Origin of the sequence: Oceanithermus desulfurans (genome assembly GCF_014201675.1) — a bacterium.
Classification (GTDB): Bacteria; Deinococcota; Deinococci; order Deinococcales; family Marinithermaceae; genus Oceanithermus; species Oceanithermus desulfurans.
The window spans coordinates 80,318-94,501 of the sequence record NZ_JACHEZ010000007.1 but is presented as its reverse complement, the minus strand read 5'-3'; the positions used below and the strand labels follow the sequence as shown (position 1 = coordinate 94,501).

At 69.0% G+C, this 14,184-nt stretch carries 13 protein-coding genes; 6 read left to right on the top strand and 7 right to left on the bottom strand.

Annotation, left to right across the window (positions count from 1 at the left end; all coding sequences use genetic code 11):
- Positions 1-65: 65 nt before the first annotated feature.
- Positions 66-1,154, bottom strand: a complete 1,089-nt coding sequence (locus HNQ05_RS09560) for a hypothetical protein (RefSeq protein ID WP_147147464.1) — start codon at positions 1,152-1,154, stop codon at positions 66-68.
- A gap of 114 nt (positions 1,155-1,268) precedes the next feature.
- Between HNQ05_RS09560 and HNQ05_RS09555 the strand changes: the two genes are divergently transcribed.
- The gene (locus HNQ05_RS09555; RefSeq protein ID WP_371862332.1) at positions 1,269-1,982 is read left to right on the top strand and encodes an AAA family ATPase; all 714 of its coding nucleotides are present in this window, start codon (positions 1,269-1,271) and stop codon (positions 1,980-1,982) included.
- Positions 1,979-3,049, top strand: coding sequence for an enolase C-terminal domain-like protein (locus HNQ05_RS09550; RefSeq protein WP_147147467.1), 1,071 nt, complete (start codon positions 1,979-1,981; stop codon positions 3,047-3,049). Before HNQ05_RS09555 ends, HNQ05_RS09550 begins: the two co-directional genes overlap by 4 nt.
- On the opposite strand, the gene HNQ05_RS09545 is transcribed toward HNQ05_RS09550, so the two are convergent.
- On the bottom strand, positions 3,046-4,104 hold the full coding sequence (locus HNQ05_RS09545) for an MFS transporter (RefSeq protein WP_147147469.1): 1,059 nt from the start codon (positions 4,102-4,104) through the stop codon (positions 3,046-3,048). The genes HNQ05_RS09550 and HNQ05_RS09545 overlap by 4 nt on opposite strands.
- A 102-nt stretch (positions 4,105-4,206) precedes the next feature.
- Entirely contained in the window at positions 4,207-5,022 is an 816-nt protein-coding gene (locus HNQ05_RS09540; protein WP_183677775.1) for a carboxypeptidase regulatory-like domain-containing protein, read from the bottom strand.
- Between the two features lie 162 nt (positions 5,023-5,184).
- Between HNQ05_RS09540 and HNQ05_RS09535 the strand changes: the two genes are divergently transcribed.
- From HNQ05_RS09535 to HNQ05_RS09525, 3 genes are all read left to right on the top strand, one after another.
- Complete coding sequence (locus HNQ05_RS09535) at positions 5,185-5,337, top strand: hypothetical protein (protein ID WP_183677773.1); 153 nt, start codon at positions 5,185-5,187, stop codon at positions 5,335-5,337.
- Between the two features lie 115 nt (positions 5,338-5,452).
- Positions 5,453-5,920, top strand: a complete 468-nt coding sequence (locus tag HNQ05_RS09530; protein ID WP_147147473.1) for a PaaI family thioesterase — start codon at positions 5,453-5,455, stop codon at positions 5,918-5,920.
- On the top strand, positions 5,917-6,909 hold the full coding sequence (locus tag HNQ05_RS09525) for a peptidoglycan DD-metalloendopeptidase family protein (protein ID WP_147147475.1): 993 nt from the start codon (positions 5,917-5,919) through the stop codon (positions 6,907-6,909). Before HNQ05_RS09530 ends, HNQ05_RS09525 begins: the two co-directional genes overlap by 4 nt.
- Here HNQ05_RS09525 and HNQ05_RS09520 read toward each other — a convergent pair.
- Together HNQ05_RS09520 and HNQ05_RS09515 are read right to left on the bottom strand one after the other, a co-directional pair.
- Positions 6,854-7,936, bottom strand: coding sequence for an MFS transporter (locus tag HNQ05_RS09520; RefSeq protein ID WP_147147477.1), 1,083 nt, complete (start codon positions 7,934-7,936; stop codon positions 6,854-6,856). The two genes, HNQ05_RS09525 and HNQ05_RS09520, sit on opposite strands and share 56 nt — an antisense overlap.
- Entirely contained in the window at positions 7,936-8,628 is a 693-nt protein-coding gene (locus tag HNQ05_RS09515; protein WP_147147479.1) for an aspartate/glutamate racemase family protein, read from the bottom strand. Before HNQ05_RS09515 ends, HNQ05_RS09520 begins: the two co-directional genes overlap by 1 nt.
- Before the next feature lie 33 nt (positions 8,629-8,661).
- Here HNQ05_RS09515 and HNQ05_RS09510 point away from each other — a divergent pair, with 33 nt between their 5' ends.
- A complete protein-coding gene (locus HNQ05_RS09510; protein WP_147147482.1) occupies positions 8,662-10,857 on the top strand; it encodes a primosomal protein N' family DNA-binding protein in 2,196 nt (731 codons plus the stop codon).
- On the opposite strand, the gene HNQ05_RS09505 is transcribed toward HNQ05_RS09510, so the two are convergent.
- Together HNQ05_RS09505 and HNQ05_RS09500 are read right to left on the bottom strand one after the other, a co-directional pair.
- Positions 10,854-11,258, bottom strand: a complete 405-nt coding sequence (locus HNQ05_RS09505; protein ID WP_147147484.1) for a very short patch repair endonuclease — start codon at positions 11,256-11,258, stop codon at positions 10,854-10,856. The two genes, HNQ05_RS09510 and HNQ05_RS09505, sit on opposite strands and share 4 nt — an antisense overlap.
- Positions 11,248-14,178 carry an ATP-dependent helicase gene (locus tag HNQ05_RS09500; RefSeq protein WP_147147486.1) on the bottom strand — a complete coding sequence of 977 codons (2,931 nt, stop codon included), beginning with the start codon at positions 14,176-14,178 and terminating at the stop codon, positions 11,248-11,250. Before HNQ05_RS09500 ends, HNQ05_RS09505 begins: the two co-directional genes overlap by 11 nt.
- Positions 14,179-14,184 lie beyond the last annotated feature (6 nt).

Here is a 14,184-nt window from a genome sequence, read left to right as displayed (position 1 = left end):
CTAGGGGGCGGGCGCGAAAAGAAAGTGAGCCGGCTCGCGCCGGCCCACGGGGTGAGCACCGGAACTCAGTCGCAGCCTGGGGTTGCGCCCTGCGCAATCAGATACTGCTCGAGGGTCAGCGAGCCGTCGGCGAAGACGAGGCTGACGTTCTCGCCGGGCACACAGTTGCCGTTGGCGTCGTCGAGGGTGCCCGAGAAGGTGAGGGCGACGGTGCCGTCCACCTTGACGAAGCCGTTCGCGAGGACGGCCGAGATGGGGTTCCCGCCGGCGTCGAAGTTGAGGGTGAAGTCGGTGTTGAACTCGAAGCTCTGGCTCTCGCCGCCCACGGATTCGGAGGTGGCGAAGTTCACGTGGCCGCCGCTGGCGTCGAAGTCCTGGCTGAAGCAGCTGGCGTCGCGGGTCATCGCCCCGTTGACCCAAACGTCCCAGGAAAGGCTGCTGCTATCGCCACCGGCGGTCACCGAGAAGCTGCCGCTCGTCTGGATCCGGGTGTCGGAGGCGCTCAGGTTGAAGGTGAAGGCGACGCGGTCGTTCACGCCCGCGCTGCCGCTGAGGGCCACGCTGGTGGGCTCGGCGATCGGGGTGCCGCTGCAGTCGTACCAGGCGAACTGCCCATGCAGGCTGCCCGCGGCGTTGCCGTCCACCCTCAGGGTGATCTGCATGTCCTGCGGCGCCTCGCTGGTCGTGCCGTCGGACTCGCGCACGTCCACGGTGGCGGCGCCGTAGTTCCAGTCGAAGGTCAGCGCGGCGGTGTGCGCGTTGCTCTGATCGTCGTCAAAGGGCCAGGTGAGCACCAGGTCGTCGCCGCTGTAGTTCGAATCCTGAACCCAGCCGGGCACCGCGGGGTCGTAGTCCCACTTGCCGCGTTCGAGGTTCTGGTCGGCGAGGGGGACGATGCCGCCCAGCAGCTTGAGGGCGTCGCTGGGCGAAAGCGGCCCGGCGCCGAGGTTCATCAGGTTCGCGGCCAGCGCGCCCGTGGGCAGCCCGGGGGCGCCGGAGGGGGTGGCCATGAGCGCCTGCAGCGCCAGGTCCTGTCCGGCCGCGGCGGCGACGGCGCCCAAGTCGGCCTGGTAATCCTGCACCGATTGATCGAAGTCGGCCTGGGTCGCCTGCGGTTTGATCTGGGTGTTGCAGGCCGCCAGAGCAAGAATCAAAACCAAACTTCCTAACCACCGCTTTGAAATTTCCTTCATGAATACCTCCAGCTTCAGCCTACACCCTGGCCCCCGCACGGCCGCACCCCCAAACGGATGGGGCATAATGTCCCTGTGCCGCCGCGTTTCCACTTCGAACCCGCCGCGAACACCCGCCCCCTGCCCGAGCTTCCCCTGCTGATCGTCGTGGGGCTCACCGGGGTGGGCAAGAGCAGCTTCACCCGGGCGCTCGGCTGGCCGCTGCTCCCCAACCGGCGCGAGCTGGTGGACCGCTACGTCCTGCCCCGGCTGGGCGCCGACCCCGCACGGCTGGACCGCGCCCAGCGCTTCGCGCTGACCGCGCGCTGGCGGGCCGCTCACCCCGGCGGGATCGCCGAGGCGCTGGCGGCCGCCTACGTCGAGCCCGTCTGGCCGCTCGTCTTCGACGGGCTCCGCGGCGAGGCCGAGGTGCGCTACGCCCGCGAACGTTTTTCCCAGGCCCGCTTCGTCGTGCTCGAGGCCCCCGCCGCGGTGCGGCTGGAACGGCTGCTGGGCCGGGGCGAGGGCTTCGACCGGGTGGGGGTGAGCCGCGAGGAGGTGGCCCGCTTCCGCGAGCTCGCCGGCGGCGTGCTCACCCAGGAGGAGCTCGACCGGCTCCTCGGCCGCGGCCATCCGCTGGAGGCGCTGATCGAAAAGCTCAAGATCGTGGCCGAAGAGCAAAGGCACTACCACCCCCAAGGCCCCCGCCGCGCGCTCGCAGGCTCGCCGGCCGCCCTCTTCCTCGACACCACCGCCCTCGATCCCGACTCCGCGGCGGCGCGGGTGCGCGCCTGGTTGGAGGAAGCGTGAGGCTGCGCGAACTGCGGCTGCGCCCCTTCCGCATTCCGCTGGCGGCGGAGCTGCGCTGGGGCGCGGGCAAGCGGATGGACGCCCTCGAGCACGCGCTCGTGGAGGTGGTGCTCGAGGACGGCTCCACCGGCCGCGGCGAAGTGGCCGTACGCCCGACGATCTACGGCGAGACCCTGGGGAGCGTGCGCGCCGCGCTGGACTGGCTCGAGCCCGCCCTCAGGAAGGCCGACCTCAGCGACCACGCCGGCGTTTTGCGTCTCCTCGGCCGCCTCCCCTGCAACCTCGCGGCCAAAGCGGGGCTGGAGATGGCCATCTGGGAGGCCCGCGCCGCCGCGCTGGGGCAGGATCCCCTGGACCTCCTGCCCGCGGGCCGAAAGCGCGTGCGGGTGAGCTTCATCGTGGGGCAGGGGGACGTGGAGGCGACGCTCGCAAGCGCCCGCTTCGCCTACGCGCGGGGGGTGCGCGTCTTCAAGCTCAAGACCGACGGCGAACGCGAGCCGGACGAGGCCCGCATCCGCGCGCTGGTGGAAGCCTTCCCAGGCGCCGAAGTCTACGTCGACGCCAACGAGACGCTCGAGCCGGAAACCGCCGCGGAGGTGCTGGAACGCTGGCGGGCGCTGGGGGTGACGATGGTCGAGGAACCCCTGCCCACAGAACGCCTCCGGGCCCGGGCGGCGCTGCGAAAGCGGGCGGTCCTGCCGCTCATCGCCGACGACTCCGCCTTCACCCCGCGCGACCTGGAACGCGAGCTGGAGCGGGACACCTTCGACGTGCTCAACGTCAAGCCCGCGCGCAGCGGCTTCGTCCCCAGCCTGGCCATGCTGGACCGCGCCCGCACCTCCGGCAAGGAGGCCATGATCGGCTCCCAGGCCATGAGCAGTTTTGGCGCCGCCCGCGCCGCGGCCCTCGCCTTCCACCCGGCCGCCACCCGCCCCAGCGAGCTGGCCTTCCACCTGCTCGCCGCCGGCGGCTTCGCGCCCTTCCCCAAGGTTCGCGAGGGATGGATCGAGCGGGGGGAGCTCGAGTTCGGCTTCAGCGAGGCCGCCTTCGCCCGCTGGGCCCTCTAGACCTCGCGCGCCCGCCAGAGCGCCGCAAGCAGCAGCGCACCCAGCACCACGAAGCCGAGCGGGATCCATCGCGGCCCCGGCAGCGCCGCGAAGAGCGCAGGGCCGAGCGTCCCTCCCGCGGCCGCGGCGTAGAACATCCCCGCGGTCAGCTCCTGACCGAAGCGGCCCTGCAGCGCCGCGAAGCTGGTACCGAAGATCGGCCCGTAGAAGACGGCCACCAGCGGGAAGAGCGGGGCGAGCGGCGGCCAGGCCAGCGCCAGAAGGACGGCCAGGCTGGCGAGCGTCAGCCGGTAGAGCCGCCCCAGCGGGTCGGCCGCGACCCAGCGGGCCAGCCCCAGGCGGCTGGCCGTGAGCAGCAGCCAGTACCCCGCAAGCAGCGCCCCGGCGAGCCGCACCGGGTAGCCCAGCTCGGTCAGGTAGGCGCCGCTCCAGGCCGAGATCGAGGCCTCAACGGCGACGTAGAGACCCACCGCGCTCAGAAGCGGCAGCGCCCGCCGCAGCAGCCGCGGCGACAAGCGGCCCACGCGCTCCCGCACCTCGGGAGCGCCCCAGGCCAGCCCCGCGGCGGCCAGCCAGCCCAGCGCCGCCAGCACGAAACCAAAGCGCCAGGGAAGCCAGGTGAGCCAGAGCGGGGCGACGACGGCCCCGACGCCGAAGGCGGCGTTGACGCGGTTGAGCATCAGCACCCGCACCCGCGGGTGCAGCTCGCCCACCAATCCGTTGGCGTGCACGTTGAGCACCCCCTGGGCCACGCCCCCCACCCCCGCGGCGGCCACGATCCAGGCGAAGGAGGGGGCGAGGCCCATGACCAGGTAGGCGGCGGCCAGCACCGCGGCGCTCGCGGGAACCGCTGGGTGGCGGCGGTGGAGGCGCGTGGCCAGGCCCACGCCCAGCAGCAGGCCCAAGAGCTGCAGGTTGAAAAACGCCGCCATCTCCCCCAGGATCCCGAACTCCGTGCGCCAGAACGGGAGGACCGCCCCCGGGGTGGCCACGAAGAAACCGAGCCAGAAGAGGAGGGCCAGGCTGGCGAGGGTGTAGCGCGTCGTGGTGTTCATGGCGTCGGGTCCCGAGGTGCAGCCCTCCCAGTCTACCGGTCCGTGGGGCCGGCGGCAAAACGAGGCCCCGGACGCGCCGGGGCCTCGTCGATGCCGACGAGGTTACTTGAGCCGCTGCTGGGAGAGCGAAACCGCCGAAGGGATCGGCGGGTTGCTGCTCAGGGTGTTCTTGGGAACGAGCGACCCTCCGTCCAGATCGAAGACGTACCACCACACCATCCCGCTGGCGCCCGGCTCGTCGGCGTTGCTCGGCGCGGTGTAGGTGGCGATCAGGCCGCTGGCATCGTAGACGCGCACGGTACCGCCCGAAGCCGCCCAACTGCCCGTGCCCCCGTACCAGTGCACCGCGTAGCTGTAGACGCCGGTCAGCAGGCGCGAGACGGTGGTGGTTTCGGGCCCGTAGCCCGTCGTGTCGTCCACGTCCAGGCAGGCGTAGGGGGCGGCGTCGCAGTTGCCCTTGTTGCTGAAGTAGACCTCGTAGTAGCCGCTCCCCTGGGGAATCCAGAGGTGCGAGTCGAGGTCGCTCGGGTCGGCGTTCCAGCTCAGCACGATACGCAGCTCGCCGCTGCTCAACCCCGGGTTGAGGGCGATGCGGACGGTGGTGGCGGCGCCGTCGGAAAGCTGCACGGCTTCGCGCGCGGTGGTGAAACCGCTCTTGCTCACCTGGACCGCGTGATCGCCGGCGGGTAGGAGCTGCAGAACGAATTCCCCGTTGGCGTCGGTGTTGTCGCAAAGATCGGAGACGTTGCCGTTGTACACGAAGCAGGCCGTGGCGCCCTGCACGGGCAGTCCGGTGGTGGCGTCAACCACGGTGCCGCTGAGGGTGGCGCTGCCGCGTGGTACGACGACACCGCCGCACGCCGAGAGGGCCAGGGCCAATACCGCAAGTACCGCAAAAAATCCGCGCTTCTTATACATTCGCTCACCTCCAGTGAGCTGCATGGGTTTTACGCCCTCATTCTAGTGGGCTCGCGGGGTCATCTGTACCGGCCGCACCACCCCCGTTTGGGGGCCCTCATTCGGGGGTACCGCGGAGATGAAGGTCTCCTTAACCTGAAGTTAAGGAAGAAGGAGGTCGCCATGATGCAAGAACCCGGAACCTACCAGGAGTACGCCCATCAACAAGAGGGCGAGGCACTGTTCGAGATCGACTTCGACTCCGAAGACGCCCGCCGCATCGACGAAGAAAACAAGCAGCGCATCTATCAGGAGCTGATGAGCCTCGAGTGGTAACCCGCTTTCATACATACATGCCTACGCCGGCCGCGCAAGCGGCCGGTAGCTCTTGCGCCCCGCGGTGCCGCGGCTCGCGCCGACCCTGACCCCCGCGGAGCGGTAGCCTAGACGTATGCGGATCGCCATACAGGACACCTACCCCGACGACGTGGCCCACTGCTACGGCTGCGGACGCCTCAACCCCCACGGCTACCAGCTGAAGACCTACCCCGCGGGCGAGTTCACCGAGAGCCGCTTCACCCCCGAGCCCTACCACACGGCCATTCCCGGCTTCGTCTACGGCGGCCTGATCGCCAGCCTGATCGACTGCCACTCCACCGGTTCGGCGGCGATCTTCAAGATGCGGGCCGAGGGCAAGGAGCCCGGCAGCGAGGAGGCCCCCCGCTTCGTGACCGCCCACCTGGAGGTCGATTACCTGGCCCCCACCCCCCTGGGCGTGGAGCTGCGGCTGATGGGCCGCCAGGTCGAGGTGAAGGAGCGCAAGGTGGTCGTGGACACCGAGATGTTCGCCGGCGAAAAGCTCGTGGCCAAGGGGCACGCGGTGCTGGTGCGGATGCCCGAGACGATGGCCGGGCAATGAAGCGCTGGCTCTGGTGGCCGCTCGCCCTGGGCCTGGCGTTGGCCGCCGCGCCGGTGCACGTGGTGCGGCCGGGCGAGACCCTCTACCGCATCGCCCGCACCTACGGGGTGCCGCTCGAGGCCCTGGCCGCGGCCAACGGAATCGCGGACGTCAACCTGATCCGCGCCGGCCAGCGGCTGGTCATCCCCTCGGAGCCCTCCTGGCCCGCGGACTGGGGCCTTGCGGTCACCCCCTGGCCGCCAGAGCAGGGGCGGCCGGCCGTCTTTCGCGTCCCGGTCGGGGTAAACGCGGTGCGGGTCTTCCAGCTGGAGGTTCCCGTAGCCCGCGGCGTCGCCCTGGTGCCGGTGCCTGCCGACACCCGGCCGGGCCTTCACCCCTTCGTGCTCGAGGGGGCGGGCCTGAAGGGCGAGCTGCTCGTCCTCCCCGGCGGCTACGGCAGCGAGAACATCGTCCTCAGCGAGGAAAAGAACGCCCTTCTGGACCGCGAGAAGATCCGCGCCGAGAAGGCGCGGCTGCTCGAGGCCTGCGGCCCCTGGACCGCGGAGCTGCTGGGGCCCGGGCCCTGGCGCTGGCCGCTCGAGCGGGTGGAGGAGACCTCGGCCTTCGGCACCCGCCGCAGCTACAACGGCCGCCCCGGCGGCTGGCACGGCGGCGTGGACCTGCGCGGCGAGGAGGGCACGCCCGTCTACGCCCCCGCCGCGGGGGTGGTGGCGCTCTCCACAGAACTCTACGTGCGCGGCAACGCGGTGGTCCTGCGCCACGGCCTGGGGCTGTGCAGCGGCTACTACCACCTCTCGCGGCGGGCGGTGGAGCCGGGGCAGCGCGTCGCGAAGGGCGAGCTGCTGGGGTACGTGGGCGCGACCGGGCTGGTGACCGGCCCCCACCTGCACTGGGAGGTGCGCCTCCTGGGCCAGACGACCGACCCGGCGGCCTTCACCCGTCCCGACCTCTGGCAAGCGCTAGCGCCGGCGCGAGCAGCAGGGCGGTGACCAGGAGCAGCCCCCCCACGAACCCCTGCGCCCAGCCGAAGGGCCGGGGCAGGAAGAGGGGGTAGACGAGGCCCGCGAGCGCCCCGCCCAGGTAGTAGGCGCTCACGTAGGCCCCGCTGGTCCCGGCCCCCCGGCGGCCCGCCTCGGCGCCGCCGAGCGCGTGCAGGCCGAAGAGGCCGGCGAGGAGCAGCGCGAACCCGGCGAGCGGCCAGGGCGCGAGCAGCACCGTACCCAACGCCCCCGCCGCCAGCGCCGCCGCCCCCGCCGCCAGCGGTCCCAGCCGCCCTGCAAGCGCACCCGCTACGAGCGCCCCCGCGGTGCCGCCCAGGTAGGCCAGGTAGAACGCCCCCAGCGCCGCGAGGCCGTAACCCGCGGCCTCGAGCCGGTAGGGCATCAGGTTGGCCACGAAAAGGTTGGCGAACAACAGCCCCGCCCCCAACGCCAGGAGCGGCGCCGCTCCGGCACGCACGCGCGCCTCGGTACGCGTGAAGCGGCCCTCGAGCGGCGCCACCGCCCAGGCGAGCCCCACGAGCGGCAACGCCAGCCCCACCAGCGCCCCGGCGGGGTCCAGCCCCTCGGCCATCACCCCCGCCCCCGCGCGCCCCAGCGCCCCGCCCACGGTGTTGGCGGCCACCAGCCAGCCGGCGGCCGCCGCCGCGCGGTAGCCGAAGAGCCGGGGCAAAAGCGCGAACGACACCCCGGGCACCGCCGCCGCGGCCAGCCCCTGCCCCAGCCGCAACGTCGCCCAAAGGGCGGGGTCCCCGGCCCAGGCCCCCAGCACCCCGAAGAGGGCGACGCCCAGCACCCCCAGCGCCAGCATCGCCCCCGAGCGCAGGCCGGTGCGGGGCCACAGCAGCGAGCCCAGCACCAGGCCCAGCATGGGGGCGCTCATCCCCGGGCCCGCCGCGCCCGCGGCGGCGTTCCAGCTGCGCTCCAGCTCGGGCAGCAGCGGCTGCGGGGCGTAAAGGTTGCCGAAGATAAAGAAGCCCGCCCCCACCACCGCCCAGCGGGCCAGCGCGGCGCGCATCAGCCCCCGAGCGCCCGCGCCACCGCCGCCTCGGCGTGGATGCGGGTGGTGTCGAAGACGGGCACCGGGGCGTCTTCGGGCCCCACCAGCAAGCCGATCTCGGTGCAGCCAAGGACGATGCCCCCGGCCCCGCGCTCGACCAGCCGCGCCATCATCCCGCGGTAGACCTCGCGCGAGGCGTCGCGGACGACGCCCTGCACCAGCTCCTCGTAGATGATGCGGTGGACCGCCTCGCGGTCCTCGGGCTCGGGCACGAGCACCTCGAGTCCCCACCCCTCCAGCCGCTCGCGCATGAAGGGCTCCTCCATGGTGAAGCGGGTGCCCAGCAGCCCGGCGCGGCGCACTCCCGCCTCCCGCAGCGCCCGGGCGGTGGCGTCGGCGATGTGCAGCACCTCGAGCCCGCTCACCGCCGCCACCGCGTCGGCCACCTTGTGCATGGTGTTGGTGGCGATCACCAGGAAGCCCGCGCCCCCCAGCACCAGCCGCCGCGCCCCGGTGATCAGCTCCTCGCTGAGCGCGTCCCAGTCGCCGGCGTGCTGCAGGCGCTCGATCCGCCCCCAGTCGAGCGAGTAGAGCAGGATCTCGGCCGAGCGGTCCGGCCCCAGCCGCGCCTGCGCGGCCTCGTTCATGAGCCGGTAGTACTCGAGCGTCGAGGGCCAGCTCATGCCTCCCAGCACGCCGATGATCTCCATGCGCCCATTCTACGGCCGGTATCCTGAGGGCGGATGCGCCTCTCGATCCTCCTTCCGCTGCCCCTGGGCCCGCTCAGCTACCTGGCGCCCGAGGGCGCGCCCCTCCCGCCCCGGCCGGGGCTGCGCGTGGCCGTGCCCTTCCGCAAGGGGATGCGGGTGGGGGTGGTCGTGGAGGTGGAGGATGCGGCCGAGGGCGACTTCGCCCTGCGCCACGCCATCGGTTACCTGGACGCCGAGCCCTTCCTCGACGAAGCCGGCCTCGCCTTCCTGATGCGGGCCGCCGAACACTACTTCGCTCCGCCGGGGCAGCTGCTCGCCGACCTGGTCCCCTTTTTGGAGCCGCCCTTGCACCACGAGGTGCGGTTGGTGGACGGAGCGGTGCGGCCAGGGCTGCCGCAGCTGGCGCTGTGGCGCGACGCCGCCGAGCTGGACCCCGCGCTCCTCGACGAGCTGCGCGAGGGGGGGGTGCTCGAGGAGCGGGTGCGGGCGCTGAAACCCACCCGCAAGACCCTGGTGCCGCTGCGCGAACCCACGGAAAAGCTGACCCCCAAGCAGCGGGCGGCGCTCGAGACCCTGCGCGCCCTGGGCGAGGCCGAGAGCCAAACCGCGCTGGCGGCGGCGGCCGGGGTGGGGCCCGGGGTGGTGCGGGCGCTGGTGGATAAGGGCTACGCCGGCTGGCGCGAGGTCGAGCTGGAACTCGCCGCCCCGCCCCCCGCCGGATCGCCCATCCGCCCCCTGCCCGTGCCCGAACCGCCGACGCGCGTGAGCGGCGGCCGCCACGCCGAGCGGCTGCAGCTCGCCGCCGGTCTGGCCCGGGAGGGCGAGACCCTGGTCCTCTTTCCCGAGCGCTACGCGCTCGAGCGGGCCTACGACCGCTGGCCGCCGCCCGTCCTGCCCTTCCACGGCGGCCAGAGCCCGGATCTGCGGCGGGCGCTGTGGCGCGAGGCCGCTCCGGTGGTCCTGGGCAGCTACCAGGCGCTCCTCATGCCCCGCCGCTGGAAGCGGATCGTGGTGATGGACGAGGGTTCCGACTCCTACAAGCTCGCCTCCGGCAGCCGCGCCCACGCGGTGCGCCTCGCCGAGCTGCGCGCCGAGATGTTGGGGGCGGAGCTGCACTACCTGAGCCTCACCCCGGCCGTCGAGGTGGTGGAAAAGCCGGGCCTCTTGGTGCGGCCGCCGCGCACCCGGGTGCTGCCCATCGACCTGCGGCGCGAGCGCGGCTGGCCGCTCACCGGTCGCGCGGTCGAGCTCCTCGCCCAGGTGCCCGAGAAGGGGCGGCAGGCGCTGGTGCTGGTCGCCCGCCGCGGCTACTCGGGCCGCCTCTTCTGCAAGAGCTGCGACTGGCAACCCGTCTGCTCCAACTGCGACCTGCCGCTGCGCTTCCACAAACCGGGCCGCCGGGGCCGCCTGGTCTGCCACCAGTGCGGCCACAGCGAACCCGCGCCCGAGGTCTGCCCCGTCTGCGGCGGCGAGGTCTTCGGCTACGCCGGTCCCGGGGTGCAGTGGGTGGCCGAGGAGGTCCGCAGGCGCGTGCCCAGCCTGCCCGTCTACCAGTACTCGGCCGAGCGCAAGGACGACCTCAGCCCCCTCCAGCGGGGCGAGGTCGGCGTGGTGGTGGGCACGACGGCGCTTCTCCGCACCCCCGCGCCCCCGGAGCTCGCCCTGGTGCTGCTGCCCTACGCCGAGGGGTTCCTGCCCGCCTCCGACTTCCGCGCCCCCGAGCGCTACCACCGCCTCCTGTGGCAGCTGGCCGACCTGCACCCCAGCCGCAGCCCGCTCTTGGCCCTGCAGACCTTCGAGCCCGACCACCCGGCCGTAGAAGCGCTAATCGAAGGTGACGTGACGAGCGTGCCCGAGACCGAGCTGGTGCTCAGGCGCATGCTCGGCTACCCGCCGGCGGTGCGGATGGTGGTGCTCGAGTTCAGCCACCGCCAGGAAGCCACCGCCCGCGCCGCGGCCATGGAGGCGGCGGAATTCTTGAAAAAGCGCATCGGCCCGGAGCCCGAAGCCGCCGAGCCCGCGGACCCCGCGGGAGCCCCCGCCCCGCTCCTCGGCCCCGCCCCGGCGCCGGTGCCGCGGGTGCGCGGCCGCTACGTCTTCCACCTGATCCTCCGCAGCCACGACCCCGCCCAGCTGGCCGCCTGGCTACGCGACCTCCCCGCCCCCAAAGGCGCCCGCCTGCGCCTCGACCCTGATCCGGTGGGGTTCGTTGGGTTGTTAGAGGATTAAGAGTTAACTAATTGCACGATTTTGTCTACAACCTTATCTATATCATGCCTTACGTCATGTTCCCAAATTCTTAGCACCTTCCAACCCATTCTTCTTAACTTTCTGTGGTTTCTTCTGTCCCGCTCGCGGTTCTTGTTGATCTTTTGCTTCCAGAAGTCCGATACCTTGTGTTCCCATGCTGGAAATCTGTAGCCATGCCAAAAGTCTCCGTCTATGAAAACCGCCACCTTGGCCTTTGTAAAAACTACATCAGGTTTACCCGGCAACTCCTTTACATGCTTGCGGAATCTGTATCCCCTTTTGTGGAGTTCAGAGCGGACACGCATTTCTAATTTGGTGTCCTTTCCTTTATTACGGGACATGCAGTAACTTCTCTGCTCGGGCGTCAAGTTATCCGGCATTGTCTACCTCCTGGTACAAGCTGAATGCTCTGACCATTTCCCGATGTTCTCCAGGCAAGTGCAGCTCGGGCGGAATCGCCGTTCCCACACGGAAATCCTGAGGCTCCTGCGGGCAGATCGTTCTGAAATCGCACTTTGCACATTTTTCAGGATGCGGGCGCATCGGGAAGTCGGAGCTCAGAATCCCCGTTACCGCCCACTCGATGTTCTTCAAAGCTGCATCAACTGCGTCCTGCGTGATGGGCACTTCGACCCGTTGGTTGTCTTTCAGGAGGTGGACGCTGCCTGTTCTTGCATTACGTCCGAGCACTTGATCGGCCGCGCGGGCATACAGTTGGACTTGCAGCGCCAACTCAGTCCAATCCAGCTCGTCGTTTTCGTGGATCTCCTCGCCGCCTTCCATGGTCTTGAAGTCGATAATTTCCGCTTGAAGAATGTTGCCTTCTTCGTCTTCGTGAAGCAGGAGATCTATGGATCCCGAGATGACGCAGTTAGAGGCAGGAATCTCGAAAACAGCCTCCACCTGACGCTCCCGCTCAAAATCCCCGCCATAGGACACCACGTAGTCCTTTGCGATTTCTACGGCCCGACTTCTCGAGTTCTCGTAAGCACCCGGCCGTTTCACAGGATCCCCGCTCTGAGGGACATGCTTCAGATGGAATGTGTCCAAGACTACTTGTTCCACTTGATCCGGCGCCGGCGGAGCATCAGGATGGAGTTCGTGGAGCTTCTGGATGGAAGTGTGAACGGTGCGTCCGTAACCGAACATTTCCGGAACCACCGGGTTGAGTCCGTATCGTTCCCGGAATTGATAGCTTTTCGGGCACTGCAGGTAATACCTGACCTCCGTGAAACTTGTCGGGTAGTCGGTGTCTTCCACGCGGCGCTTCGGTTCGACCGCAGCGAGCCCGGCTGGCAGGCCTGCGGCATCGTCAACCGCCGCGGGATGAGATGCAAGCTGAAGAGCATAGGGCGATGGACGGGCGGGGCGTTTCGCTTGAGGTAGGTCTTGTGCTCCGCTCACGTAGAGGTAGCGTTCGGCCCGCGTTGCAGCTGTGTAGAAAAGCCTGGCCTCCTCGTCCAGTGTGCTTTGGTATGCACCGCGGCTGATGGCGGACCCCATGACACCAGCCGGCAGCCACCCCGAATAGCGGCTTCTTCTTTTCGGAAACCTGTGCGCCTCGACATCAACCACGAACACACATGGGAATTCCAGCCCCTTCATCTTGTGCACCGTGGACACGGTGACGGCGTCGGGTCTTTGAACGATGTCATCCGTCGACACGTCGTATCCGGTCTCCGCGGCGTGCTGAAGAAAATTGAGAACCTCGGAGAACCGCTGGCGTGAATCGACGCTCATATAAACCGTCTCGACGTCCAAGATCATCCGGCTGAAGAGTCCGATGTCCCGCATAACGTCGTCGCTGAAGCCTGTACGGGCGATGTTGAACGCTTCCAGCAGATCGTAAACGAGCTGCTGAGGATAAAGCCGGATTCTCGTCGAACCCTGCGGCCGGTGAATCCGACGTCCCCATTCCGTCAGGACGCGGACCAGCCTGTCGAAATCAGCGTCTGGGTAAGCCGGTAAGACCGCGGTATTGAAATGCGTCTCCACCGTGTTCCGGTCGGGTGGGCTGTCGCGTAGAAGCTCGAAGGTGCTCCGAAGAACCGCCGTCTGCGGTCGATCAAAAGGGCCGCCGCCTGCTTCCAGGCTGAATGGAATACCAAGACGTTCGAGCGCCGCTGTGAACGCCGCATGCCGCGGCGTCCCGTCTTGTTCATTCTGGCGGGTCGAACGCATGAGAATGGCGAAATCCGCCGGGGTCAGACCACGGATCGAACCGTTGTCGTCATAGGCGGTGCCCAAGAGATCCCGAATCCGTTCCGCCACCCATTCCGCTTCCGCCGCCCTATCCGGAAACCAGAGCACTCTGAAATCTTGTGGAGTCCGGTCCGCGGCGGCCTGCGGGTTCTTCGGAATGCGGCTCGGACCCAACTGAGAAGCCGCAAACTGATCCGCGGCTTCCACAATGGGCCTGGTGCTTCGGAAGTTGGTCGACAATGTGTGCGTCGAGGCCGATGGGTATCGCTGTTGGAATGTCAGGATGTTCTGGACGTCCGCTCCCCGCCAAGCGTAAATCGCCTGGTCATCATCGCCGACGACGAACAGTGTTTCCGACCGCTCATGAAGCAATCTGATCAATTCTTCCTGCGCCGGATTCACGTCCTGATATTCATCGACCATGAGATGTCGCAATCCCTCGACGGCTCGATCCGCCTCGGCGCGCCGAGAATGCAGAGCCTCAACGACTTCTCTGATCATCAAGGAAAAGTCGAGGTATTGATCCGCACGCAAGCTGTCCCGTATGCGGACCAGAAGACCACCGAGATCCAGGTCTTCCTGAGCGACTGCGGCGAAATCAAGCAATTCGTCGTTGGCGGTCTTCCATGCGTCTGAAGCCTGTTTGATCGTATCGAAATAACTGTTGCCCCGCGCTCGGTTCCGAAAGTGCTGAAGCCCCAACTGGTAGTATCGGGAGATCAGATAGAGTTTGAGCCGGTTCTCGTCGAGCACGTCATACTGGCGGTACGTCACATCCATTTCGCCGAGTACATGCTGACAGTAAGAATGGATGGTGCCGATATACATCGCCCCCAACACCGTGGGATCGAGTCCGGCGCCCGACAGGGCTTGGGAAACGCGGCGCTTGATGGATTCCGCCGCTTTCTCGGTGAAGGTGAATGCGACGACACCTTCGGGCGGCTCTCCTTCCGCGAGGAGTCTGGCGATGCGGTATGCGAGCGTCCGCGACTTACCGGAGCCGGCGCACGCCAGACACAACAGCTCTTGCGCCGGATCGGACGCGGCGGCGTACTGTTCCGGCGTCAACTCGTTCCTCAAGATCTGGTCGATGTTCATGCCTGA

Coding starts and splice junctions, on each gene's coding strand:
- HNQ05_RS09535 (WP_183677773.1), top strand. CDS start 5,185: ATGATGCAAGAACCCGGAACCTACCAGGAGTACGCCCATCAACAAGAG.
- HNQ05_RS09540 (WP_183677775.1), bottom strand. CDS start 5,022: ATGTATAAGAAGCGCGGATTTTTTGCGGTACTTGCGGTATTGGCCCTG.
- HNQ05_RS09515 (WP_147147479.1), bottom strand. CDS start 8,628: ATGGAGATCATCGGCGTGCTGGGAGGCATGAGCTGGCCCTCGACGCTC.
- HNQ05_RS09545 (WP_147147469.1), bottom strand. CDS start 4,104: ATGAACACCACGACGCGCTACACCCTCGCCAGCCTGGCCCTCCTCTTC.
- HNQ05_RS09525 (WP_147147475.1), top strand. CDS start 5,917: ATGAAGCGCTGGCTCTGGTGGCCGCTCGCCCTGGGCCTGGCGTTGGCC.
- HNQ05_RS09505 (WP_147147484.1), bottom strand. CDS start 11,258: ATGCCGGATAACTTGACGCCCGAGCAGAGAAGTTACTGCATGTCCCGT.
- HNQ05_RS09510 (WP_147147482.1), top strand. CDS start 8,662: ATGCGCCTCTCGATCCTCCTTCCGCTGCCCCTGGGCCCGCTCAGCTAC.
- HNQ05_RS09520 (WP_147147477.1), bottom strand. CDS start 7,936: ATGCGCGCCGCGCTGGCCCGCTGGGCGGTGGTGGGGGCGGGCTTCTTT.
- HNQ05_RS09500 (WP_147147486.1), bottom strand. CDS start 14,178: ATGAACATCGACCAGATCTTGAGGAACGAGTTGACGCCGGAACAGTAC.
- HNQ05_RS09530 (WP_147147473.1), top strand. CDS start 5,453: ATGCGGATCGCCATACAGGACACCTACCCCGACGACGTGGCCCACTGC.